Raw genomic sequence first — 21,741 nt, 5'->3', positions numbered from 1 at the left:
TCACGCTTTTCTCGTTTTCGAACATTATAAGTTTATCTGTCAAACCATCGGTTCGCGGCCTTTGGTCGGGGGACTTTCTTTCTGAACACGAACTCGCAGTAGCTGTGCCCCATCGCCTGACAGCGAGTTTCATCCCCCTCCCATTTCTCCCCGGTGTACTCCTCCAGGAGCTGGGCGATTTCACCGGCGTAGTTTATGTGTGCCGGGTACTTAAACCCCCTCATGCGCGGAAAAAGGTTCCTACCCCTCAGAACTATCAGGTCATCTTCCAGCTCAACTCTCTCCAATTTACCGCCGCCGGAGACCTCGGTTGAAGAGGCGAGGTCCTCAAGGGCAGTCCTTAGGGAATCGTACATGTTTTTATAAGCCCTCCCCATGCCGCGGAACTCGTAGCGCCCCCAGAGGTAGAGGAACTTTTTCCCCTCCTCCGGGCCAAGGTAGTGGTAGGCGAACTCAACGAGGGACGCTTCGCCTTCCTCGCCGATTATCTGAACCCTCTCGCTTCCCATCCACAGGTTGCCTTTTTCATCCAGATGCAGGCTGTTCTTGAGATCCTGGAGGGAGTAATAACTCTCCCGTAGGTCCTCCAGGCCCTTCTCTGTCTTTCTGTAAGGGATACGCCCTGCCGGGACCCTTGGAGAGTAGTATGACCTGAGGGGCTTTATCTGACCGTTTGCCACCTCTATGACGTACTCAAAGGGAAGGAGGAGCTTCGCGAGGTCCTCCTTCTCGGTAACCTCGGAGTTTATACCCGCGAAAACCTGGCCCCCGAGTTCCTTTATTGAGTTGATGAACCTTATTACCACCCTGGTATACGCGTCCTTATCGGACTGGAGGGCGTAGAGAATGGTCAGGTCATCGATGACGAGAACTTCGTAGTTGCCTGAGGCAAGCTCATCCCGGATTATCCCCACGGTTATCCCGAGGTCGCGCGGGTTGGGTATTATGCCTTCTCCCCGCACAGGCTGAGAGGAGTAGAGGTTTGTAAACCCATCCAGGATCTTCAAGCGGCCGTTTTCAATGTAGTTCTCATATTTAATCCCGTAGTGGGACAGCCACTCCTTGAGAACATTCGGGGCCTGCCGGAACTCAGCAAGGAGAACGCGGTGGCCGCTCCTGAGTATGTTGCAAGCCATCTGGTGCATCAGGAGAAGGTTGTCCTCATCAAAGGAGCCTATGAGAGCGACGTTGAGCCCCTCCCGGATCCCTCCCCCCAGGACATCGTCGAGTCTCCCCATGCCCGTTGACAGCAACCCTCTCACCCCCGGTTGATAAACCTCCGGGCATTTAAACCTTTTTGAAATGTCCGGTTGCGGTTCTGATACAATAGTTTACGATTGCCCACGTGGCTATTCTCATCATGGACGATGGAACTTTTTGGGGAAGGTTTAATAAATTTCGACGCAAATTTTAACACGGTGATTCCCATGAAAAGGGCGCTCGTGACCCTTACTCCACCTGAAAGCAAGCGCCTCATAGCGAAAGCCGTTGCGGCCATGCCCGAGGTGCAGTATGCCCTCAAGCACGGCTTCGTTTACGTTGCCACGGGAACAACGGCCGCGTATGTAGCTGAAGAGCTTCTCGGAGAAAAGATAGAGAAGGAGAAGTGGACTGTAGGAGTTATAAGCAAGGGCAGAACCTGCGTCACGCCGAAGGCCACCTGGCCGAAGCACCTCGTCCTCTACAAAGGTGAGCCCTTCGATGACCCCTCCGAGGCGCTCAGGCGGATGGGGCCTAAGGACGTGTTCATCAAGGGGGCCAACGCCATAGACATCAACTGGAACGTGGCCGTCTTTGCAGCTGCTCCAGACGGTGGGACGATAGGCAAAACCTTCGGCTGGACGATAACGAAAGGGGTATTCACGATAACTCCTGTAAGCCTTGAGAAGTTCGTGCCGACCCCGGTGGGGGAGAGCGCGAAACTGACCGGCATTTACTCCTTCGATTGGGGGACGGGACTTTACGCGGCCCTCGTGCCGATACCCCACGCCCACCCTGTGACCGAGGTTGAAGCTTACAGGATACTCGCAGGGGTTGAGGCGATTCCGATAGCCGCTGGGGGAGCGGGCGGAGCCGAGGGGAGCGTGACCCTCGTCCTAGAGGGAGAAGACGAGGCGATGGAAAAGGCAAAGGAAATAACGAAATCCATCAAGGGCGAGCCTTACCTCAGGGCCTACACCGAGGACTGCTCCATCTGCCCCTTCGCAAACATCTGCGGCCTGGGAACCGGCGCCTTCTGAATGCCTTCGGCCTTGGTTCTTTTATTCCACAACTCTGCCCAGGAAGGGTTATAAAGGTGCATTCCAACTTCTATTGGTGAAAGGATGAAGATCTACAGCCCGGACCGTGAGTGGCCCGATGAATATATGGAAGTGATAGAGCAGCTGAAGACCATAACCGACCCAGTCACTGGGGGAGACGTTCTCGACTCCGGTGTTATAGCCGGCCTCGAGGTGAACGGGGAGACCCTCAAGGTATGGCTCCGCTTTGAGAGCCACGCGGAGTATAACCTGATCGGCGAGAGCGCTATTGCCTACTCGAAGATAATCGGCGACATAATGGAGCGCTTTGCCCTCGTGAAGTTCCAGAACGTTTACGTCTACGACCTTGGCAACAACATCGTTGGGGTCTTTGAGAACAAAAAGTATAAGCCAGAGATCTGAGAAAGGTGGTTTGGATGGGTTTGTTTGGCCTTTTTAAATCCCGCGGATCCCGGAATGAGGCCACTGGAAAGAGGCTTCCTCCAGAGGTTCAAAGCGTCGTTGAGGTTCTCAGGAGCGTTAAGGACCCGGAAACGGGCCTTAATATCGTTGATGAGGGTCTTCTCTACGGCCTCACCGTTGAGGGGAAGAACGTTGACGTGTTCTTCCTCATGGCCCGCTCAACGCCGGAGTGTCACTTTTGCCAGATGCTGGCCATAAACGTCCAAAATCGGATTCTGAGGGATGTTATCTCAGCCCTCAAGAGCGCGGGATTTGAGAAAATCAGGGCCTACAACGAGCTGGGTCTGCTTCTGGCCGAGGGATGAACTTTCTGGTGCAAGGGGAGTTAGTCCTGGCAGGGTTGGAAGGGCATCAATAGACTGCGTGGCTACACAGCCTTAAGCTTAATCAGGTTCTGCCTCGCTACCCTCTGCCGTCTTTCAGATAGACGATAGTAGGGACGTAAAGCTTTCTATTCACCTCCGCGAAATAAGAACAGAGGGCTTAGATTTTGGCCCTTTTGAGCAGGAGCGAGTTTGTAACGACGCTCACGCTGCTCATGCTCATCGCCCCGGCGGCCCACTCCGGCCTGAACTCTATCCCGAAGAGGACAAAGGCCAATCCCGCCGCGAAGGGTATGAGAACAGCGTTGTAAAACATCGCCCAGAAGATGTTCTGCTTTATTTTGCCGAGGGTCTTCTGGCTGAGCTTTATGGCCTTCACAACATCGAGCGGGTCGTTCCTCATGAGAACTATGTCGCCGCTCTCCATCGCTATGTCAGTCGCGTTTCCGATGGCTATGCCTATGTCGGCCCGGGCCAGGGCTGGCGCGTCGTTTAGGCCATCCCCAACGAATATCACTATCTCCCCTTTTTCCTGGAGCTTTTTCACTTCGCTGGCTTTCTCGCCGGGCATAACCTCCGCGAGGACGTAATCAACGCCGAGGGCCCTTCCTATAGCCTCGGCCGTTCTCCTGTTGTCCCCGGTTATCATGCCCACCTTCTTGCCCATCCTCCTGAGCTCCTCGATGGCCTCTCTGGCGCCTTCCTTTATCGTGTCCGCTATGCCGAGGACTCCGGTTATTTTCCCGTCCACGGCAACTATTACGGCCGTCTTCGCCTCGTTCTCAAGCTTTTTCAGAGTTTCCTCGACTTCGTCAAGGTTTAGGCCGCTCTCGACCATGAGCTTCCTGTTGCCCGCTAAGACCTTCCTCCCGCTGACCACTGCTCTAACGCCCTTCCCCGTTATCGCCTCAAACCCCTCGGGCTCCCAAAGCTCAAGGCCGAGTTCCCCAGCCTTCCTCACCACCGCCTCACCGAGCGGGTGCTCGGAGCGTCTCTCTGCAGAGGCAACCAGCTTTAAAAGCTCTTCCTCGCCCATTCCGAAGGCTATAACGTCCGTAACCTCCGGCTTTCCCTTTGTGAGCGTCCCTGTCTTGTCGAAGAGCACCACCGTTGCCTTCCTCGCTATCTCGAGCACTTCGCCGTTTTTAATGAGTATACCCATCTCGGCCCCCTTTCCCATGCCGACCGTTAAGGCTGTTGGAGTAGCAAGCCCAAAGGCGCAGGGGCACGCTATAACCAGAACGCTGAGTAATGTAGTGAACGCGAAGAGGAGAGGTTTACCCGCCACAAAGTACCAGTAGGCAAAGGAGAGGAGCGCTATGGTGAGAACCGCGGGTATGAAGTAGACCACGATTTTGTCTGCTAATCTTTGTATCGGCGGCTTCGTGTTCTGGGCCTCCTCCACGAGCCTTATTATCTGAGCAAGAACCGTGTCCCTACCCACGCGCTTCGCCTCGATTTTAAGGACGGAGTTTTCGTTTATCGTCCCTCCTATGACCTCGTCACCCTTTCGCTTGATGCTGGGCATCGACTCGCCCGTTATCATGGACTCGTCAACGTAGCTCTCCCCCTCGAGAACGATGCCGTCTACCGGAATCCTCTCCCCGGGCTTCACTATAACTACATCCCCCACCCTGACCTCGCTTAGTGGTACCACGACTTCCCTCCCGTCCCTTAGCACGGTGGCCCTCTTTGCCTGAAGGCCCATCAGCTTCTTTATTGCTTCACTCGTTCTTCCTTTGGCCCCCGTTTCGAGGTACCTCCCGAGGAGCAGAAAGGCCATTAGCAGAACGCTCGCCTCGTAGAAGTTGAACTCCGTGGGAATTATTCCGGCAGCTGCCAAAACGCTCGCGAAGTAAGCCGAGCCTATCCCGAGGGAGTACATGACCTCCATCGTCAGAGTCCTATGCCTGAGCGAGGAGAGGGCCTTCCCGAATATGCCCCTGCCGGCGTAGGCTATGGCAAGCGTCGCCAGAACGAACTGGAGCGGCATTAAATGAGGCATCTCAAGCCCGAAGCGACTGGCCTGCATCGAGGCGAAGAGCGCTATCCCTATACTCCACGCGACGGCCAGCTTCCTCTTCATCTCCCTCAGGGTTTTTTCCCTCAGTTCTCCCTCGATGTCGTGTGTTTCTTCTCCCTCCACGCCGATGAACCGGTAGCCCAGACTTTCAATAACCTTTCCGAATCGGTATTGACCACGCTCGGGTCGTAGCTCACCATGGCCCTCTCGGTTCCCAGATTCACGCTCGCGTTGAGAACGCCGGGAAGCCCTTTGAGCCCGGTCTCTATAGTTCTGGCGCACATGGCGCACGTCATTCCTCCGATTTTAAGTACCGCTTCTTTCCTCTCGCGCACCACGGTGTAGCCGGCGTTTTCTATGGCCTTAATGATCTGGTTCAGACTAACTTTCGACTCGTCGAAGTTTACAAGGACAGTTTCTGTTTCTATGTTTGCCCTGGCGTCTTTAACACCCGGAAGCTCCCTGAGGGCCCTCTCTATGGTTTTAACGCACATCGCACAGGTCATGCCGCTGACCTTGAGGGTGATCTCCATTTTTTCACCCGTTGATTACTACGTTGCCGGCCTTAATGGGGTTATTTTTTCCAATCTGGAAAGCAGAGCCAGAAAATTTTTATAGTTTGGAACCGAGTTAGGGGTATAGGCGTGAAGATTGACGAACTTGACCTGAAGCTTATCTACCTTTTAATAGAGGACTCAAGGCTCAGTATCTCGGAACTGGCTGAAAGGCTCGGGGTGAGCAGGCCTACCGTTCGGGCGAGGCTTGAGAGGCTTGAGAAAGAAGGAATAATCCAGGGCTACACCGTAAAGCTCAACCCCGAGCTCCTAAGGGCGCACAACGTCGTCGCGCTCATCGTGGAGACGGATGAGCCAGAGAAGATGAACGAGTTCGAGGAGATAATCGAGATAAACCGCTTCACGAGCAGGAAGTACCTAATAAAGATAGCCGTTGAGGGCATGGAGGAGCTCAAAAAGGTCATCGAGGGAGCCGGTTTCGAGGTCATCGAGATAATGCCCATCCTGGAGAGCGTGGAGAGGGAGAACCCGCCAAAGGTCAAGGTGACCTTCAAGTGCGACTACTGCGGGAAGGAGCTCGTTGGGGAACCCCTGGTGTACAGGTACCGCAACAAGGTGTATTTCTTCTGCTGTCCGACCTGCCTGAGGGAGTTCAAAAAAGCCAGGGAAAGCATAGAAAAGTTCAAGCCAAAGGAAGAAGAAAACGCCCACGAAGGGCACCACTGAGGGGGAGCCGGTCACTCTTCTCTTTCTTCAATTCCCATGTATCTCTCGCAGACCTCATGCATCTCCTTCATTTCTTCCCAGTCAATACCCATGTGCTCCTCCATCTCGGCCTCCATTTCCTCATGGATTTCCGTGGAGTCCTCGCTGGCCCTCATTGGAAACTTCATAGGCATCGGCATCGTCCGGTTTCTTTTTAACAAACCGTTGGAATAGTCCTGCCGTTCATTCTCCTCTACCCGCTCCCCGTCTTCGTGGCAATGTGGGTTGCCTACTTCGCCGCGATACTCGGAGACAGGCTCGGACCTGACCCGGACAATGTAACGGTGCCAACGATAACGACGCTGGCGGACATATTATCGACGCTCTTCGTGGTTCTGGTGGCCCGTCTGATGGTGAGTTGATGAAAAATACGGTATCCTCTTTATTTGCGACTGCTGCGGGAAAGAGATTACCAACGAGCCGATACTCTACAGGCTCGCACTGCGATTTAGTTTTGGGAACTTCTAATCTATTTCTAAACCACTGCTTTTACTCTGCAGGTCTTCCAACTGGGAAGATGTAGAGAGGTTCTCCTTCAACGCCGATTATTCTCTTGACCTCCTCGTCCCTGAAAGCGCCAACGGCAACGGTTCCAAGGCCTAAAGCCGTCGCCTGGAGATAAATGTTCTGCCCCATATGCCCCGCATCAATGTGGACGTACCTTATCCCCCTCTGCCCGTACCTGCTCGTCGTCCTTTCGTAGTGGGCCACTATTACGATGTTGATGGGGGCTACCTCAACGTGCCCCTGTCCAAGGCATGCGCTTGCGAGTTCCTTTCTCATGTCCCCTTCGCGAATAAGCCTTAGGGTGTGATTCCTCCCATCGTAGTGGTAGAGACCCGGCCTAAGGCCTTCCACATTGCCCAACACCATGGGAAAGCTCTTCAACGGTCAGCGGTTCCGCCCTATATCTCCTTATGCTCTTTCTCCTGTGTATTGCTTCCTCGAGGCTCATTTCACCTTGAGTCCTCGGCCCGGGCAGTTTGACCTCCATACCATCACCTAAAATTAGTGAGCGTTTTTTCACATAAAGGTTGCCCCCTGTTCTGGGCCCAGGGAAAAGCGAAAATAGTGGGGTTTCCGCTTCCGTTCAATCAGTGTTCAGCCAGCTTTACCTCGTAGCCGTACCTTTCGATAGCTTTTATTATCTCCTCCAGGCGGACCTTTCCGGGGTCGAACTCCACCACGGCCGTTTTAGTCTCTAGGTCAGCTTTCCCCTCTGCGCCAGCACTCCTTATGGCATTCTCAATCCTCATAACGCAGTGCCTGCAGCTCATGTTGGGTATCTTCAAAACAGCCTTCGTCATTAACATCACCACTCGGAACTCGGAGGGAAAGCTTATGGGGCTTATCCTTCCCGGAATGGAAAACCCGCAGAAAAAAGCCTGAAAAATTGGAAATCATAGGGAGTTTATAATCTTGACAAGTCTTTCCTCCATGGGCCTCACGAGCCTGACTACCTCTTCTCCGGCTATTCTCCATGCTACACTCGGCAGGGTAACCCCGAGGTAGTTCCCGTCCTCCCTACGGTAGCCGAAGCCAGTGCAGGGGAGAAGGGCGCCTATGTTGGAGTCTATTCTGACCAGCTCTGCCACGAGCTCCCTGTCGCAGATGAAGAGGAGGTGATAGTCCGCTATTACCCCGTCTTTCCGCTCCACAATGGCCACGGGAACGCGCTCCCCGATCAGGAGAAAGCCCTCCTCCTCAAGCTTCTTCTTAAAGCGCTCCCAGAGGAAGTCAAGGTCTTCCTCAAACTTTCTCACATAGTAGAACACCCTCACACCTCCAGGAACAGCTTCTTATCGCTTGTTTCAACCATTATGCACTTCCCAATGCTGTATTCAACGCCAGCTCTTTCAAGGAACTCTCTTATTTCCTCGCTCTCAGCCCCCGGCTGGAACCAGAGCTTTTTGAAGCCTGCTTCAACGGCCTCTTTTGCAACTTCAAGCCCTACTTTTGGCGGGACGACGAAGACTATGACGTCAACGTCCCCCGGAAGCTCCCTGACGCTCCTGTAGCACTTTACGCCTTCAATTTCCTCGTAGTTTGGATTGACTGGAAAGACTTCAAAGCCCTTCTTCAGGAGGTCATTGAGGATTATGTTCCCGTACTTGGTCGGGTTCGGGCTTGCCCCAACGAGCGCTATCCTTCTAAAATTTTTCACGTCCATCTCTTCTCACCGCCCCTGAATCGCGCACACCCTTTTTATACGTTTCTGGGCAAAACTGTATAAAAATGTACGCTGAAATCCCATAGGGCACCGCGAAGAACTCTCTGAAGTTTGATGGGGCAAGCCGCAGTCCGGCGAAGGTAACGGAGAACCTCCGGCTGGCGTATCTGATAGCCCCGTTCCCTCTCCTCACGGCAGTTGCCCATTTTAGGGAGCCGCCAACATTATAAAGGAGAGAAGGTCTACATACTGCTGAGCCTCACTTCAAAGAGCATACTCGTCTGGCAGGTTTACGCGGGAACATTGCAACCTTGAGGTGATGGCAATTTGGAGGCTCGGGGTGTTGTCCGAAATTCGGCCTGACCGCTGGGAGGCGGGGAAAACATGTGGTTCGCGATACTCTCATCGAAAGAGGTCAGAAAGGACAGGCCCGTTGGCGTTGTGAGGTTTGGGAGGAACATAGTCCTGTGGAGAGATGAAAACGGAAAGGTAAACGCAATCGAGGACTTCTGCGTCCACAGGAGGGCTAGACTTTCTGCAGGCAAGGTCATAAACGGCAGACTCCAGTGCCCCTTCCATGGCTTTGAATACGATGGGGACGGCAGAGTAAAGCTTATTCCCGCCCTCGGGAGAAGCTACAGAGTCCCTGAGCGGTTTTCGGTTAAAGCCTATAATGTGGTTGAAAAAGCTGGCATGATATGGATGTGGTTCGGAGATGGAGAACCGAGGGGTGAGCCAAGGTTCTTTGAGGACATAGACGAAAAGTTCGCCTGCGCGGAGATACGGGAAACCTGGAACGTCCCGTTTCCGAGGGCTGTGGAAAACCAGCTCGACGTCATGCACCTTCCCTTCGTCCACAGGACTACGATAGGCAGGGGAAACAGAACCCTCGTCAACGGTCCAGTTGTGAAGTGGATCGATGGGGACAGCTTCGTCTTTTACGTTTTCAACGAAGTCGATAGAGGACAGATCGCCAAAAAGCCCGAGGAGCTCGAGGGTCTCGAATCGAGGGTCTACCTTGAGTTTATATTCCCCAACGTGTGGCAAAACCACATCTCAGAAAAAGTGAGGGTTGTAGCGTTCTTCGTGCCCGTGACCAAGGAAAAAACAATGATTTACCTGCGGTTCTACATTAAGGCCACTGGAATAAGGCCTTTGGATCGGTTAATCGCAAAGCTTGGAATGCAGTTCAATAAGGTTGTTCTGCATCAGGACAGACGCGTCGTCGAGACGCAGGAGGGGGACATAAGGAAGGACAGCCTCGTCCAGGGCGATCTTCCAATCATGGAATTCCGCAAAAGACTTTATGGGGAGAAAAAACTCGTGGAATTTTTGTTCGGCTGAGGGAAGGCCGGGAAACCTTTGAAAAATAGAGGAGTCAGAGCTTCCCCACGAGGTCAAGGCTGACCTCAAGGGCCTCCCTGCCTGGCTCCCAGCTCGCGGGGCAGACCTTGCCCGGGTTCTCCCGGACGTACTTCGAGGCCCTGAGCCTTCTGAGTATCTCCCTGGCGCTCCTGCCTATGCTTAAGTCGTGCATCTCCATGTGGACGACCTTTCCGTCGGGGTCTATTATGAAGGTGGCCCTCCAGGAGAGTCCCTCGTCCTCGATGTAAGTGCCGAAGAGCCTGCTCACCTTTCCCGCTGGATCGGCGAGCATCGGGTACTTGATTTTCCTTATTCCCGGGGAAGTGTCGTGCCAGGCCTTGTGGACGTAGGCAGTATCGGTTGAGACGCTTATTATCTCCGCCCCTTCCTTTTTGAACTCCTCGTAATGGGCAGCGAGCTCCTCAAGCTCCGTCGGGCAGACGAAGGTGAAATCGGCCGGATAGAACGCTAAGACGACCCATTTTCCTCTGTAGTCAGAGAACCTCAGCTTCCCTATCTCGTCCTTCTCGGGGAAGTAGGCAGTTGCCTCAAAGTCCGGAACGGTTTCTCCAACCTTCACCATTCGCATCACCGCTTGATATTAGGTATTCCTAATTTAAAAAGGTTCCTCTAACAAAATGGGAAGTTTCGAAGTCCTGCGCTTTCCGATTTGGAAGGGAAAGTTAAATAACCCCTGGAACGAACCCTCTCAGGTGGTTGTATGAAGGTTAAGATAATTCTCGGGACGGCAAGAGAAGGGAGGAAGAGCGAGAAGGTGGCAAGGTATCTCCTCAGAAAGGCGACCGAACTTGGCTGGGAGGCGGAGCTGATAGACGTGAAGGACTACCTCCTCTGCTACACCCACCGCTGGAAGGTAACGCCCGAGATGGAGAGATACCGGGCAAAAATCATTGAGGCCGATGCCCTCGTCATAGTTGCGCCCGAGTACAACGGGAGCTATCCGGGAGAGCTCAAGATACTCCTCGACACGATTTACGACGAGTACGAGGCTTTGCCCGTTGGAATAGCCACTGTTTCGGTCGTCACAGGTGGGACGAGGCTCCTGATGGAGCTGAAAACGGCCATGCTCAACTACCACATGTTCCCCGTTGGGCAGGTGCTCTTCTACAACGTTGACGATATCTTTGAGGGCGAGGAGCTTAAGGACGAGAAATACAAAGAGAGGGTTGAACGGCTTTTCGGGACCCTCGAGAAGTACGCAAGGGCACTAAGGCCGATAAGGGAAGAGGTTAGGGAAAAGCTTGGGGTGAACGGGCACCCCTAAACCTCAGTCACCCATCGTGGCGAGGTGGATTCCAAGCAACAGGAGGAAAACTGCCGCGAGGATCACATGGAGAACCTTCCACCGTCTCATGACCCTCACGAGCTGCTTAAGAGCCCTGCTTTCCTTTTCCCTCGCGGCCTTTTCGATCTTTGTGTGGATGTACCTCCCGTAGAAGCCGCTGATGTTCAGGAGGATTAAGGTTATGGCCATTCCGAGTCCGGCTTTGCCGTAGGGAGTTGAGTAGTCGGTGCACGTCGCGAAGTGAGCCAGGGCCAGCAGGGTCCCCACTACAGTGAAGGCGTGGTGTATCGTCATCGGATAAACCGGGCCAAAAACGGTAATGTAGGGCCTTTCGGGCCTCACAACTATCCCCGGTTCCCCCTTTCTGTGCTCGATGAAGAGCCTCCTCTTTGTGAGTGCGTAGTAGGCCGTGCCGGTGAATATCAGCATTACTCCAAGGGCGGCCAGACCGCTGAATTTGGCTTCTCCCTTTTCACCTCCCCCTCCGCGAGCACAGGGCCCGGAAAGAGGAGGAGGGCCAGAGTTATCACTGCCAGAGCCTTCCCTTTGGCTTTCGTTTTTCCTTCCCTCCTTCCTTAATCGCGAGCGGAACGTAATGATACCGGTAAACATCGAACCGCTCAACCCTCGCAAAGAGGCGCCCCGGCATTTTAATGGCTTTTTCCTCGGCTATCCTTTCTTCATGAGGCCCTTTGACGATTTACATACCACCATCAAATAAAGTAGGCCGCTGAGGTTTTAAATTTTTTGTATCACGTTTAGGCTGTTTTGTTTCTGGAATTGTTCTTTCTGAGGGCTGTTTTTCTGGAGACCTCCCCGGTGGCGGCCCTGGAAGTCTTTAGTAACCTTTTGTTATTATCTAACATTTTGTTACAGGTTTTTGTGCGTTTTGTAACGAATTTTTTTCGGAGTTTTGAGCGGAGGAAGGGGAGGGCCTGGAATCCAGCCCTTCCTATGGAAATTGGAGTTTTTTGAGTTTAAATGGTTTAAACGCCATTTTTGCCTGTTTGGGCTCTTTTCCTTCCTTTGGAAGTCCCATGCTCATAAGAGTGCACCATGGGAAAAGTCCTGCTTGTTAGCTTTGTCCGTTGAGTTTGGCCTTTCAATAGCCGGAAATCCGGTCTTTTGGGGGCTCTTTTAAGGCCCCTCCATAGAAAAACTTATAAAATCCGGGGATTAATATGGTCTTGCAGGACAAACTGAGGAGAAACCCGCCCTGTTGCAATAAGACTCTGAGAGAATGGAAACGTAGCAGGCTTTTGAGAGCTTCTGCGAAGCAGTCTATGGTTGCAATAAGACTCTGAGAGAATGGAAACCAATGCAAGAACAGGACTTGGAAATGGCCCTCTTAATCGTTGCAATAAGACTCTGAGAGAATGGAAACATATTAGTATCAACAACTAAAACTTTCTCATCCATACCAGTTGCAATAAGACTCTGAGAGAATGGAAACTACGGTTCACAACATGTAACACAATGTTACAAGCAAAGTTGCAATAAGACTCTGAGAGAATGGAAACGCATAGTCGGGTGGGCAACAGGACTCTTCGTAGTCTTTAGTTGCAATAAGACTCTGAGAGAATGGAAACCATCAACTGATACGCCCAGCACTACAGAATCCGGTTGTTGCAATAAGACTCTGAGAGAATGGAAACTACGGAATAGCATTTACTGGGGAAGTATATGGAGGGTGTTGCAATAAGACTCTGAGAGAATGGAAACGTAGAACCACTAACAGTCCGAACATACGCCTCAATCATGTTGCAATAAGACTCTGAGAGAATGGAAACACATCACCATAAACTATAACAGGCGTATAATCACCACTACGGTTGCAATAAGACTCTGAGAGAATGGAAACTGGTGCTTACCACACTTACATTCTGAGCAAGAAGTTCTGTTGCAATAAGACTCTGAGAGAATGGAAACCTTTTGAGGGGACAACTACAGCTTTTCCCATAACCCTGTTGCAATAAGACTCTGAGAGAATGGAAACATGGAAACCGGTGACATCATAGGCGCCGGCATAATGGCCCACGTTGCGTTGCAATAAGACTCTGAGAGAATGGAAACAGATTTTAAACCCCGTGTGCTGATGACCCCGAACGAGGTTAGTTGCAATAAGACTCTGAGAGAATGGAAACCGACTTCTGTGACAGGGGCACGTGCCCTCTGGCGAACAATGTTGCAATAAGACTCTGAGAGAATGGAAACCCGAGGGAGACAGGTTCGCCGTCACCTTTGACACTAACTGGGTTGCAATAAGACTCTGAGAGAATGGAAACACTCGGCGGGCGTGTGTGCCCAGCCTTCAGGCGGCTGGGTTGCAATAAGACTCTGAGAGAATGGAAACTCATGGTCTATCATTACACCGGTCTTCAGAACCTTCCCGTTGCAATAAGACTCTGAGAGAATGGAAACAATAGCCTCTATAGCTCTTATGGTCTCCCTTAAGGGCGTTGCAATAAGACTCTGAGAGAATGGAAACCCTCATATTCGGCGCCTGCAAACTATTCCTCGCAACCAGTTGCAATAAGACTCTGAGAGAATGGAAACGACAGTCGCAGCTGGGTGATTGATAGGACTTGGAAATCGTTGCAATAAGACTCTGAGAGAATGGAAACCCACCGTGTGGGGAAGCGGCTCTTCGGGGAGCTTGAGGGTTGGTTGCAATAAGACTCTGAGAGAATGGAAACCTCAAAATCTCTTTGATTTCATTTTCTAATATCTCCAGAGTTGCAATAAGACTCTGAGAGAATGGAAACCCCTTTCTCTGTCGTCCCAGCGTATAAGGTAACCTTATCATGTTGCAATAAGACTCTGGGAGAATGGAAACCATGACATCAGATATCTTATCAAAAATCCATCTCTTCTGTTGCAATAAGACTCTGGGAGAATGGAAACATGTAGACACTGCTCCCGACTGTCTCGTTCTTGAACTTGTTGCAATAAGACTCTGGGAGAATGGAAACTGAACTTTCTTATCGCCTCGACCTCGTCCCTCATCATGTTGCAATAAGACTCTGGGAGAATGGAAACCCTACCCTCTATTTTCTCCAAGCCCCGCGACATAGATGTTGCAATAAGACTCTGGGAGAATGGAAACGAAGTCCTTCATGCACATCACCACTGATATATGCGTTTGTTGCAATAAGACTCTGGGAGAATGGAAACTCGGCGTGGTCAGCCTGACTTTCTCTGGAAAGTCCTGGGTTGCAATAAGGCCCTGAGAGAATTGAAAGATAAGAACACAGTTCTAACCGGGCTTTGATGGGAGTCTTAGGAAACTTCGAGGGGGTGGGGGACGGGACGTCCCCCCAGACAATAGGACTCTGGGAGAATCGAAACAGGAAGACATAAACAAAAGCTCACGGGACGGCAAAGCCGAGTCCCCGGAGCACCATCCTGATGGCCAGGAGGGCCAGGACAACCGCAAAGGCCTTGCTGAGTGAAGAGGCTTTAGTTCTCTTCGCTATCCTCGCACCGATCTGGGCGCCGATTATGAGGCCCGGCACGAGGAGGAGAAGCCACTCCACCTCAACGTTGCCCATCATGTAGTGCTTCAGAGCCCCGCTCGTTGAGGTGAAGACTATCGCAAAGCTCGAGGTGGCTACCGCATAGTGTATCGGCATGCCCATGGCAGTAAGGAAGGGCACGTTTATAACCCCTCCCCCGACGCCCAAAAGCCCGCTGGCTATCCCCGCTATGAGGCCGCCGAGGAGGATCAGCTTGTGGTCGAGCTTTACCTCCTCAATCCTGACCTCGTGCGGCTCGGCGCTCTTCTTCCTGTAAATCCCTATCGCGACGAGGAAGAGAACTATACCGAAGATCACATTCAGCTGGGAGGCGCTTATGTAGGCCGTCGCCCACGCGCCTATATACGCCCCCGGGACTGCTGTTAACGCCAGCAGAAGACCGGCTTTGTAGTGTATCCTGCGCTGCCTTTGGTAGGCTATGGCAGAGCTGAGGGAAGTAAAGACTACGGCCGCGCTCGAAGTTCCAACGGCGTGGTGCATCTCGACGCCGAGGAGGTTAAGGACAGGCACTATCAGGAAGCCCCCGCCGAGGCCGAACATTGCCGCGAGGGCTCCGATGAGGACTCCAACGCCGAAGTAGCCCAGGTATTTGAGCACGGAATCACCTCCGGATTAGTCTTTTAATTGCAGTTGTAACGCTCCAGACTTCAATCAGGCCTGCTTTAGAAATCTCCTCAAAGTGCCTGTCGTTCGTGATTAATACGGCTCCAGTTATCAGACAGGTCGCTGCGTGAACAGCATCCGCAACCTGGCTTTTTGGGAAGTAGGACAGCACCTTTCGAACGTCCTCAGGCTTTGGGTTCACAAGATCAACCCTACTCACCAAAAACTCATAAAAATCCATGGCATCGAGCCTCTCCGCGTATTTCCGGTACTCTGCAAGCAGGACGTCGTTTGCTATGAGTCTATACCTGCTGCTGGAGAGTAAGTGGAGGAGTAGCTCGGTCGTGTCGGTCCATCCCCGCTTTACTGCGGCAATGAAGACGTTGGTGTCAATCAAAAACTTCTCTGTACTTTTTCCTGGCAACCCTGTTCCCCTCTTCGGCTGTCTCCATCTGGAGCTTCTCAAGGTCGACGTCTTTTGCCTTTTCTATCAGGCCCTCGAGCATCTTTTTAACGTTGAAGCGCTTTACAATGAGAGTATCGCCGTCTAGCTCTGTAACCACAAACTCTTCACCAGGCTTTATCTTCAGCTTTCTCCTTATCTCCTTCGGGATGACTATCCTGCCCTTTTCGTCCACCTTAGTCAGTCCCACTTTTCCCACCAATCCCACTTTTCCTGGGGGTTATAAAAATTTCTCAGAGCTCAAAAGCTATCGCCTCGATGAGCTTTATCAGCGCCTCGAGGTCAGCTAAATGGAGCGTCTCGACCTCGCTGTGGAGGTACCTTATGGGCACGCTCAAGGCCAGAACCTCGCTCTTGTGCTGGAAGACCGATGCGTCCGTCCCACCGCCGGTGACGCCGACCTGGAGGGGGATCCCGTTCCTGCGGGCGATTTCAGCGACTTTTCTCGCGAGGGCCCTGGTGTAGATGGCAGAGCCATCGACGGCCCTTATCACGGCGCCCCCGCCGAGCTCAACGTCGCCGGTTAAGTCCCCGCAGCAGGCGAAGGAATCCACCGCAAAGGCGTACCTGGGGGAGTACTTTTCGGCCAGGAACTTCGCCCCGTTGAGGCCCACCTCCTCCTGGACTGTGAAGGCGAAGATGTATCTGCCATCGAGGTCATGGTCAACGAGGTCTTTGATGGCCTCAACGAGGGCAACCACCCCAAAGCGGTCGTCCAGCGAGCGGGTCGAGACGTAGCGGTCGTTCAGAACCGCGAAGTGCTTCTTGAAGACGGCATAATCAAGAACCTTAACGCCGAGCTTCTCCGCTTCTTCTCTGCTCTCCGCACCTATGTCTATGACGAGCTTGCTCCATGGCACCGTTTCGAACTTCTGCTCAAGGTTGAGGTGCACCGGGAGTGCCCCGATAACGCCGTCGAGCTTCCCTTTCTCGGTGATGACATCTAAATGCCTCCCGTACAGAAGGCGGTCGTCGATTCCCCCAACTTTTCTGAAGGTCAGCTTCCCGTCGGGCCTTATTCCAGTGATGAGAAGACCTATCTCGTCCATGTGGGCCATGAAGATGGCCTTAAGCTCGCCCTCGCCGAGCTCAACGACGAGGTTCCCGATGGTGTCAACGGCATAGTCCGCGTATGGCTCCACCCACTCAGCTATCTTTTCCCTGACCTTCTCTTCATAGCCTGAAACACCCGGAATCCGTGTAATCTCCCTGAGTTCCTCAACCAGCATTCCAGCCACCTCAGAGCATCTTGACTTTCTCAGGCGGACGGATTTTAACTACTTCCCGGTTCACGAGGTCTTTCGGAACTTCGCCGCGGAGGACGGAGAGGAGGTTTCTCACGGCCTGAAAGCCCATGTCCTCCATGGCTTCCCTTGAGAGGCCCGCGTGGTGGGGCGTCAAGACGGTCTCCCGCTCGTACTTGAAGAGCTCGTGCTCCCGAACTGGCTCTTTCTCGAAGACATCGGTGGCGTAGCCCTTGAGCCTGCCCTCCTCGATGGCCTTAACGACGGCTTTCTCGTCCACGAGGGTCCCCCTGCCAATGTTCACAAGGTACTTACCCTCAAGGAGCTTTATCCGCTCCCCGTTGATGATATGGTATGTCTCGGGCGTTGCTGGGAGTGCTAAGATAACGATGTCGCTCTCCCTCAGGACGTCCTCCAATGGTTTGTAAACTGCCCCAACCTCTTGCTCCACAGCTTCTTTCCTCGAGCGCGACCAGTATAGGATTTCCGTCCCTAAGGCCTTCATCCTCCTCGCTATCGCCTCTCCTATCGCCCCCATGCCGAGGATTCCCACCTTCTTGCCGTAAACCGTCTCTACGTCCTGGAAACTGCTCCATATCATGGCATGGCTCTCCCACTTTCCGGAACGGACGAGCTTATCGGTGTAGGCTATCTTCCTGAGGAGAGCGATGGTCAGGCCGACGGCAAACTCAGCGACTGCCTCGCTCAGAACTCCGGAAACTTTTGTAACGTAGATCCCACGTTCGGTCGCCGCTTTCACATCGACGTGGTCGTAGCCAGCCGAGTGGCAGCTTATCACCTTCAGCCTCCCGGCCATCTCAATGACTTCCCTCGGGAAGGGGTTCAGGGGCGAGATTATGACGCCGTCGAACTCCCCTATGCGCTCCCTGAGCTCTTCAACGCTTGGCTCCAGGATGAACTCAACGTCTGCATACTTCTTGAGCTCTTCAAGCGGTTTGCTCTTCATCTTAAAAAGAACTGCCACCTTTGGCCTCACAGTACCACCGTTAAGATATCTGTCGAAATGGTTAATAAACCTGTCGGGGAAACTGTGGGGGAAAACATCCAAAGTGGAAAGGCTTATATCTTCCCCCTCGAACAACAAGTGGACGGGGTGATCGATATGGGAAAGCTCGACGTTATCGAGGTTAAGGGCACGGAGAGATTGAAGAGGGGCTTCGCCAGGATGGTGAAGGGCGGCGTCATAATGGACGTCACCAACGCCGAGCAGGCGAGAATCGCTGAGGAAGCTGGTGCAGTGGCCGTTATGGCCCTCCACCGCGTTCCGGCAGATATCAGGAAGGCCGGCGGAGTCGCGAGGATGGCTCCGATAGAGAAGATCCAGGAGATAATGGACGCGGTAACTATTCCCGTGATGGCCAAGGTCAGGATAGGCCACGTCGCAGAGGCGAGGATACTCGAGGCCCTGGGCGTTGACATGATAGACGAGAGCGAGGTTCTCACCCCCTCTGACCCGTACTTCCACATCGACAAGCGCGAGTTCAAGGTTCCTTTCGTCTGCGGCAACAGGAACCTCGGCGAGGCCGTCAGAAGGATATGGGAAGGCGCGGCCATGATGAGGACTAAGGGTGAAGCGGGAACAGGAAACATCATCGAGGCTGTAAGGCACGTCCGCCTTCTCCAGGACAACATAGCCCTAATCCAGCGCATGACCGACGAGCAGGTCTACGGCGTTGCAGAGAAGTTTGCTGAACCCTACCTCAGGCTCGCCCTGGAGGTCAGGGAGATAAGCGGCCTCCCGAAGCAGGTTCTTGAGAACGAACCGGTCTACGGCCACTACACCTACCGCGAGATCGTCGAGGGCCTCTACAGGATCCTTTTAGAGATCAAAAAGCTCGGAAGGCTCCCCGTCGTCAACTTCGCGGCTGGAGGAGTTGCCACCCCCGCAGACGCCGCCCTGATGATGCAGATGGGCATGGATGGGGTATTCGTCGGCTCCGGAATCTTCAAGAGCTCCAACCCGCCCAAGATGGCGAGGGCCATAGTTGAGGCCGTAAACCACTGGGACGAGCCCGATGTATTGGTTGAGATAAGCAAGGAGATCGGAGAGCCCATGCACGGCCAGGAGATAGAACAGCTCGAGGTTCGCCTCGAGGAGAGGGGCGTCTGAGCCTTTTTTCTTTTTTGGGGTGGTCGGAATGGTCAAGGTAGGGGTCATCGGCCTCCAGGGGGACGTGAGCGAGCACGTCGACGCAGCTAAAAAAGCCCTCGCAAACCTCGGTGTTTCCGGCGAGGTCTTCTGGCTCAGAAGGCCGGAGCAACTCGAGGGAATCTCCGCGATAATAATCCCCGGTGGGGAGAGCACGACGATTTCAAGGCTTATGCTTAAAACCGGCCTCTTTGAGCCGGTCAAAAAGCTCGGTGAGGAAGGATTGCCAATAATGGGAACCTGTGCCGGGCTGATAATGCTCTCGAAGGAAGTTGTAGGGGCAACGCCGGAGCAGAGGTTCCTTGAGCTACTCGACGTTAAGGTGAACAGAAACGCCTACGGCAGGCAGGTGGACAGCTTTGAAGCACCTATAAAGCTTGCCTTCAGCGATGAGCCTTTCATAGGTGTATTCATCCGCGCCCCGAGGATAGTTGAGCTTTTGAGCAGCAGGGTGAAGCCGATAGCCTGGCTCGGGGACAGGGTTGTTGGCGTTGAGCAGGACAACCTGATAGGCCTCGAGTTCCACCCCGAGCTGACTGATGATACGAGGGTCCACGAGTACTTTTTGAGGAAGGCCCTTTGATTTTATCTTAACTTTAAAGGCAAAAAGAGGCTGAAGCCGGCTGGGCCTCTCCGCTATTTTTTCAGTCGAGCATGGCCAGGACTTTGTCTACTTCGTTTGAGACCTCGACGTCGAAGAGGTGTATCGTCGGCAGAAGCCACCAGAGGCGGTAGTGGTGTGCCTTGTCCTCCTCGCCGAAGTACTGGAAGACGAACCTTCCAAAGCCAGTCATGTCGCGGTGTATGTCCCTTACCTCCCTCAGAACCTTTCTGACCTTCGGTGGATACTCCTCGTAGGTCAGGGGCAGGCTCTTCACGAAAACCCTGTCCTTGAAGAAGTCCGTGGTAAGGCCAACGCTCCCAACGTGCTTCTCCAGCTGGTTGAACTTCTTCTCAGTCCAGAAGCGGTGGAGGATCAGTCTCGGGTCTTCCTTCGCGAGTGGAAAGTCCCCTTCTTCCGTGTCGAGCCAGAACTCCAGATAGGGCTGGCCCTTTTCTACGACTATCCTCGCCAAAAGTCTGGCGTCCTTTGGTATTTCCCTCCGGGTCTCGCTGATATGGTACTCCTTACCGTCCTGCCTATAGGTTTCGCCCTCCTCCCTGGTTCCGACGTTTGAGACAAAGTAGGCCTCCCTGCCGTCGATAGTTCCGAGGTGAAGGTCGTAGCCCCAGGCTTTTAGGTCTTTAAACCCGAACCTCCTCACGGCAGGGACAATCCCGGTGTTCTCGACGATATAGTAGCCTTCGAGCATTTTTCTCACCGTTAGTAAATAAAATTGCTGGCCTTATAAAGTTTTCCTGGAACAGGGCTGGCCAATCAGGTTTTTAAAGCACCCGACGAAGACTCAACAAAGATTGGAGTTAGGTGAGGCTAATGGCGATAGTGGTGAACTCAAACCCAAACATGCCTGAGGAAATCGCTCTCCTCTTCAGGAAACAGCACTACGAGCTCGTGGGGAGGCACAGTTCGGTGAAGCTCTGCCACTGGCTCAAGGAGAGCCTCACCGGCGGGAGGTTCTGCTACAAGCAGAAGTTCTACGGTATAGCGAGCCACCGCTGCCTCCAGATGACGCCCGTCACAGCATGGTGCACCCACAACTGCATATTCTGCTGGCGCCCGATGGAGGGCTTCCTGGGAACGGAGCTTCCCCAGCCATGGGACGATCCGGCATTCATCGTCGAGGAGAGCATAAAGGCCCAGAGGAAGCTTTTAGTTGGCTACAAGGGCAACCCTGAGGTTCCGAAGGAGAAGTTTGAGGAGGCCTGGAACCCAAGGCATGCCGCCATAAGCCTCTCGGGCGAGCCAATGCTCTACCCCTACATGGGTGACCTCGTTGAGGAGTTCCACAGGAGGGGCTTTACCACATTCATAGTCACGAACGGAACCGTCCCCGAGAGGCTCGAGGAGATGATAAGGGAGGACAAGCTCCCCACCCAGCTCTACGTCTCGCTTACTGCGCCTGACATAGAGACATACAACAGGGTGAACGTCCCGATGATACCCGACGGCTGGGAGAGGATAAAGGATACCCTACGGCTCATGAAAGACGCTCAGACGAGAACAGTGATAAGGCTGACCCTTGTTAAAGGCGAGAACATGCACAACCCGGAAGGATACGCCGAACTGATTAAGATAGCAAACCCGATGTTCGTCGAGGCAAAGGCCTACATGTTCGTTGGCTTCTCAAGGAACAGGCTCACCATCAACAACATGCCAAAGCACGAGGAGATCAGGACCTTCGCTGAGGAGCTTGTGAAGCACCTCCCCGGATACCACATCGAGGACGAATACGAGCCGAGCAGGGTAGTTCTCATAATGCGCGACGACGTAGATTCCCAGGGCAGGGGCCTGAACGGGAGGTTCATAAAAGGCTGATTCCGCTCAGGCAACCCTTTCTCTTCTTTTTCTAAACTCACTTAGGTGCAAGCAACGTCCAGAAAACTTTATGTATTCCCGGGGAGTTATTACAGTCA

At 53.3% G+C, this 21,741-nt stretch carries 26 protein-coding genes, 2 pseudogenes and 1 CRISPR repeat array; of the genes and pseudogenes, 12 read left to right on the top strand and 16 right to left on the bottom strand.

Annotation, left to right across the window (positions count from 1 at the left end):
- Positions 1-32: 32 nt before the first annotated feature.
- Positions 33-1,262, bottom strand: a complete 1,230-nt coding sequence (locus ACZ47M_RS09695; protein WP_315341428.1) for a V4R domain-containing protein — start codon at positions 1,260-1,262, stop codon at positions 33-35.
- Between the two features lie 165 nt (positions 1,263-1,427).
- On the opposite strand from ACZ47M_RS09695, the gene ACZ47M_RS09690 reads away from it, so the two are divergent.
- From ACZ47M_RS09690 to ACZ47M_RS09680, 3 genes are all read left to right on the top strand, one after another.
- Complete coding sequence (locus tag ACZ47M_RS09690; RefSeq protein ID WP_315342177.1) at positions 1,428-2,240, top strand: hypothetical protein; 813 nt, start codon at positions 1,428-1,430, stop codon at positions 2,238-2,240.
- Between the two features lie 84 nt (positions 2,241-2,324).
- Entirely contained in the window at positions 2,325-2,663 is a 339-nt protein-coding gene (locus tag ACZ47M_RS09685) for an iron-sulfur cluster assembly protein (RefSeq protein WP_315341433.1), read from the top strand.
- A 14-nt stretch (positions 2,664-2,677) separates the two neighbouring features.
- Complete coding sequence (locus tag ACZ47M_RS09680) at positions 2,678-3,028, top strand: iron-sulfur cluster assembly protein (RefSeq protein WP_315341435.1); 351 nt, start codon at positions 2,678-2,680, stop codon at positions 3,026-3,028.
- A 178-nt stretch (positions 3,029-3,206) separates the two neighbouring features.
- Here ACZ47M_RS09680 and ACZ47M_RS09675 read toward each other — a convergent pair.
- Positions 3,207-5,602: pseudogene (locus ACZ47M_RS09675) on the bottom strand (heavy metal translocating P-type ATPase).
- 111 nt (positions 5,603-5,713) lie between these two features.
- Here ACZ47M_RS09675 and ACZ47M_RS09670 point away from each other — a divergent pair.
- Positions 5,714-6,310 carry a TRASH domain-containing protein gene (locus tag ACZ47M_RS09670; RefSeq protein WP_315341438.1) on the top strand — a complete coding sequence of 199 codons (597 nt, stop codon included), beginning with the start codon at positions 5,714-5,716 and terminating at the stop codon, positions 6,308-6,310.
- An 11-nt stretch (positions 6,311-6,321) separates the two neighbouring features.
- On the opposite strand, the gene ACZ47M_RS09665 is transcribed toward ACZ47M_RS09670, so the two are convergent.
- Positions 6,322-6,483, bottom strand: coding sequence for a hypothetical protein (locus ACZ47M_RS09665; protein WP_315341441.1), 162 nt, complete (start codon positions 6,481-6,483; stop codon positions 6,322-6,324).
- 84 nt (positions 6,484-6,567) lie between these two features.
- Here ACZ47M_RS09665 and ACZ47M_RS09660 point away from each other — a divergent pair, with 84 nt between their 5' ends.
- Both ACZ47M_RS09660 and ACZ47M_RS09655 read left to right on the top strand, forming a co-directional pair.
- Positions 6,568-6,711, top strand: coding sequence for a magnesium transporter (locus ACZ47M_RS09660; protein WP_315342179.1), 144 nt, complete (start codon positions 6,568-6,570; stop codon positions 6,709-6,711).
- Positions 6,712-6,724: 13 nt separating this feature from the next.
- Positions 6,725-6,817 carry a TRASH domain-containing protein gene (locus ACZ47M_RS09655; RefSeq protein WP_464883413.1) on the top strand — a complete coding sequence of 31 codons (93 nt, stop codon included), beginning with the start codon at positions 6,725-6,727 and terminating at the stop codon, positions 6,815-6,817.
- A gap of 21 nt (positions 6,818-6,838) precedes the next feature.
- Here the strand turns inward: ACZ47M_RS09655 and ACZ47M_RS09650 are convergent.
- From ACZ47M_RS09650 to ACZ47M_RS09635, 4 genes and pseudogenes are all read right to left on the bottom strand, one after another.
- Positions 6,839-7,343: pseudogene (locus ACZ47M_RS09650) on the bottom strand (SagB/ThcOx family dehydrogenase).
- A gap of 100 nt (positions 7,344-7,443) precedes the next feature.
- Positions 7,444-7,662: a heavy-metal-associated domain-containing protein gene (locus ACZ47M_RS09645; RefSeq protein WP_315342182.1), complete on the bottom strand. Its 219-nt coding sequence runs from the start codon at positions 7,660-7,662 to the stop codon at positions 7,444-7,446.
- Positions 7,663-7,749: 87 nt separating this feature from the next.
- Complete coding sequence (locus ACZ47M_RS09640; protein ID WP_315341443.1) at positions 7,750-8,124, bottom strand: DUF302 domain-containing protein; 375 nt, start codon at positions 8,122-8,124, stop codon at positions 7,750-7,752.
- Positions 8,125-8,126: 2 nt separating this feature from the next.
- Positions 8,127-8,519 carry a CoA-binding protein gene (locus ACZ47M_RS09635; protein ID WP_315341445.1) on the bottom strand — a complete coding sequence of 131 codons (393 nt, stop codon included), beginning with the start codon at positions 8,517-8,519 and terminating at the stop codon, positions 8,127-8,129.
- 198 nt (positions 8,520-8,717) lie between these two features.
- On the opposite strand from ACZ47M_RS09635, the gene ACZ47M_RS09630 reads away from it, so the two are divergent.
- Together ACZ47M_RS09630 and ACZ47M_RS09625 are read left to right on the top strand one after the other, a co-directional pair.
- Entirely contained in the window at positions 8,718-8,834 is a 117-nt protein-coding gene (locus ACZ47M_RS09630) for a hypothetical protein (RefSeq protein ID WP_315341447.1), read from the top strand.
- 69 nt (positions 8,835-8,903) lie between these two features.
- Positions 8,904-9,863, top strand: a complete 960-nt coding sequence (locus ACZ47M_RS09625; RefSeq protein ID WP_315341449.1) for an aromatic ring-hydroxylating dioxygenase subunit alpha — start codon at positions 8,904-8,906, stop codon at positions 9,861-9,863.
- A gap of 34 nt (positions 9,864-9,897) precedes the next feature.
- Here ACZ47M_RS09625 and ACZ47M_RS09620 read toward each other — a convergent pair whose 3' ends face one another.
- Complete coding sequence (locus ACZ47M_RS09620) at positions 9,898-10,467, bottom strand: peroxiredoxin (RefSeq protein WP_315342185.1); 570 nt, start codon at positions 10,465-10,467, stop codon at positions 9,898-9,900.
- 138 nt (positions 10,468-10,605) lie between these two features.
- On the opposite strand from ACZ47M_RS09620, the gene ACZ47M_RS09615 reads away from it, so the two are divergent.
- Positions 10,606-11,169: an NADPH-dependent FMN reductase gene (locus tag ACZ47M_RS09615; RefSeq protein WP_315341452.1), complete on the top strand. Its 564-nt coding sequence runs from the start codon at positions 10,606-10,608 to the stop codon at positions 11,167-11,169.
- A 3-nt stretch (positions 11,170-11,172) separates the two neighbouring features.
- Here the strand turns inward: ACZ47M_RS09615 and ACZ47M_RS09610 are convergent, their stop codons facing one another.
- The 7 genes from ACZ47M_RS09610 to ACZ47M_RS09580 form a co-directional block, all read right to left on the bottom strand.
- Positions 11,173-11,619 (bottom strand): hypothetical protein, encoded by a 447-nt coding sequence (locus tag ACZ47M_RS09610; protein ID WP_315341455.1) that lies wholly within the window; start codon positions 11,617-11,619, stop codon positions 11,173-11,175.
- Between the two features lie 97 nt (positions 11,620-11,716).
- Positions 11,717-11,839 (bottom strand): hypothetical protein, encoded by a 123-nt coding sequence (locus tag ACZ47M_RS09605; protein ID WP_315341458.1) that lies wholly within the window; start codon positions 11,837-11,839, stop codon positions 11,717-11,719.
- Between the two features lie 569 nt (positions 11,840-12,408).
- Positions 12,409-14,432: direct repeats of the CRISPR family, unit length 30 nt; unit sequence GTTGCAATAAGACTCTGAGAGAATGGAAAC.
- A 126-nt stretch (positions 14,433-14,558) separates the two neighbouring features.
- On the bottom strand, positions 14,559-15,323 hold the full coding sequence (locus tag ACZ47M_RS09600) for a sulfite exporter TauE/SafE family protein (RefSeq protein ID WP_315341461.1): 765 nt from the start codon (positions 15,321-15,323) through the stop codon (positions 14,559-14,561).
- A 4-nt stretch (positions 15,324-15,327) separates the two neighbouring features.
- A complete protein-coding gene (locus tag ACZ47M_RS09595; RefSeq protein ID WP_040681371.1) occupies positions 15,328-15,753 on the bottom strand; it encodes a type II toxin-antitoxin system VapC family toxin in 426 nt (141 codons plus the stop codon).
- The gene (locus ACZ47M_RS09590) at positions 15,719-15,991 is read right to left on the bottom strand and encodes an AbrB/MazE/SpoVT family DNA-binding domain-containing protein (protein WP_237705083.1); all 273 of its coding nucleotides are present in this window, start codon (positions 15,989-15,991) and stop codon (positions 15,719-15,721) included. The genes ACZ47M_RS09595 and ACZ47M_RS09590 overlap by 35 nt, the downstream gene beginning before the upstream one ends.
- Positions 15,992-16,025: 34 nt before the next feature.
- Complete coding sequence (locus ACZ47M_RS09585; RefSeq protein WP_315341470.1) at positions 16,026-17,021, bottom strand: M42 family metallopeptidase; 996 nt, start codon at positions 17,019-17,021, stop codon at positions 16,026-16,028.
- Between the two features lie 10 nt (positions 17,022-17,031).
- The gene (locus ACZ47M_RS09580; RefSeq protein ID WP_315341473.1) at positions 17,032-18,033 is read right to left on the bottom strand and encodes a 2-hydroxyacid dehydrogenase; all 1,002 of its coding nucleotides are present in this window, start codon (positions 18,031-18,033) and stop codon (positions 17,032-17,034) included.
- Between the two features lie 126 nt (positions 18,034-18,159).
- Here ACZ47M_RS09580 and pdxS point away from each other — a divergent pair, with 126 nt between their 5' ends.
- Positions 18,160-19,167 (top strand): pyridoxal 5'-phosphate synthase lyase subunit PdxS, encoded by a 1,008-nt coding sequence (gene pdxS, locus ACZ47M_RS09575; RefSeq protein WP_010476996.1) that lies wholly within the window; start codon positions 18,160-18,162, stop codon positions 19,165-19,167.
- Positions 19,168-19,195: 28 nt separating this feature from the next.
- On the top strand, positions 19,196-19,789 hold the full coding sequence (gene pdxT, locus ACZ47M_RS09570) for a pyridoxal 5'-phosphate synthase glutaminase subunit PdxT (protein WP_315341476.1): 594 nt from the start codon (positions 19,196-19,198) through the stop codon (positions 19,787-19,789).
- Between the two features lie 61 nt (positions 19,790-19,850).
- Here the strand turns inward: pdxT and ACZ47M_RS09565 are convergent, their stop codons facing one another.
- The gene (locus tag ACZ47M_RS09565) at positions 19,851-20,519 is read right to left on the bottom strand and encodes a TIGR00703 family protein (RefSeq protein WP_315342189.1); all 669 of its coding nucleotides are present in this window, start codon (positions 20,517-20,519) and stop codon (positions 19,851-19,853) included.
- A gap of 122 nt (positions 20,520-20,641) precedes the next feature.
- Between ACZ47M_RS09565 and twy1 the strand changes: the two genes are divergently transcribed.
- On the top strand, positions 20,642-21,643 hold the full coding sequence (gene twy1, locus ACZ47M_RS09560; protein ID WP_315341479.1) for a 4-demethylwyosine synthase TYW1: 1,002 nt from the start codon (positions 20,642-20,644) through the stop codon (positions 21,641-21,643).
- Positions 21,644-21,741 lie beyond the last annotated feature (98 nt).

The organism is Thermococcus waiotapuensis, from assembly GCF_055384795.1.
Note: the sequence above shows the minus strand (reverse complement) of the source record. Positions and strands in the feature narration are given on the sequence as shown.

Coding starts and splice junctions, on each gene's coding strand:
- ACZ47M_RS09690 (WP_315342177.1), top strand. CDS start 1,428: ATGAAAAGGGCGCTCGTGACCCTTACTCCACCTGAAAGCAAGCGCCTC.
- ACZ47M_RS09685 (WP_315341433.1), top strand. CDS start 2,325: ATGAAGATCTACAGCCCGGACCGTGAGTGGCCCGATGAATATATGGAA.
- ACZ47M_RS09680 (WP_315341435.1), top strand. CDS start 2,678: ATGGGTTTGTTTGGCCTTTTTAAATCCCGCGGATCCCGGAATGAGGCC.
- ACZ47M_RS09665 (WP_315341441.1), bottom strand. CDS start 6,483: ATGCCTATGAAGTTTCCAATGAGGGCCAGCGAGGACTCCACGGAAATC.
- ACZ47M_RS09660 (WP_315342179.1), top strand. CDS start 6,568: ATGTGGGTTGCCTACTTCGCCGCGATACTCGGAGACAGGCTCGGACCT.
- ACZ47M_RS09645 (WP_315342182.1), bottom strand. CDS start 7,662: ATGTTAATGACGAAGGCTGTTTTGAAGATACCCAACATGAGCTGCAGG.
- ACZ47M_RS09635 (WP_315341445.1), bottom strand. CDS start 8,519: ATGGACGTGAAAAATTTTAGAAGGATAGCGCTCGTTGGGGCAAGCCCG.
- ACZ47M_RS09625 (WP_315341449.1), top strand. CDS start 8,904: ATGTGGTTCGCGATACTCTCATCGAAAGAGGTCAGAAAGGACAGGCCC.
- ACZ47M_RS09620 (WP_315342185.1), bottom strand. CDS start 10,467: ATGGTGAAGGTTGGAGAAACCGTTCCGGACTTTGAGGCAACTGCCTAC.
- ACZ47M_RS09615 (WP_315341452.1), top strand. CDS start 10,606: ATGAAGGTTAAGATAATTCTCGGGACGGCAAGAGAAGGGAGGAAGAGC.
- ACZ47M_RS09610 (WP_315341455.1), bottom strand. CDS start 11,619: ATGCTGATATTCACCGGCACGGCCTACTACGCACTCACAAAGAGGAGG.
- ACZ47M_RS09605 (WP_315341458.1), bottom strand. CDS start 11,839: ATGCCGGGGCGCCTCTTTGCGAGGGTTGAGCGGTTCGATGTTTACCGG.
- ACZ47M_RS09585 (WP_315341470.1), bottom strand. CDS start 17,021: ATGCTGGTTGAGGAACTCAGGGAGATTACACGGATTCCGGGTGTTTCA.
- pdxS (WP_010476996.1), top strand. CDS start 18,160: ATGGGAAAGCTCGACGTTATCGAGGTTAAGGGCACGGAGAGATTGAAG.
- pdxT (WP_315341476.1), top strand. CDS start 19,196: ATGGTCAAGGTAGGGGTCATCGGCCTCCAGGGGGACGTGAGCGAGCAC.
- ACZ47M_RS09565 (WP_315342189.1), bottom strand. CDS start 20,519: ATGCTCGAAGGCTACTATATCGTCGAGAACACCGGGATTGTCCCTGCC.
- twy1 (WP_315341479.1), top strand. CDS start 20,642: ATGGCGATAGTGGTGAACTCAAACCCAAACATGCCTGAGGAAATCGCT.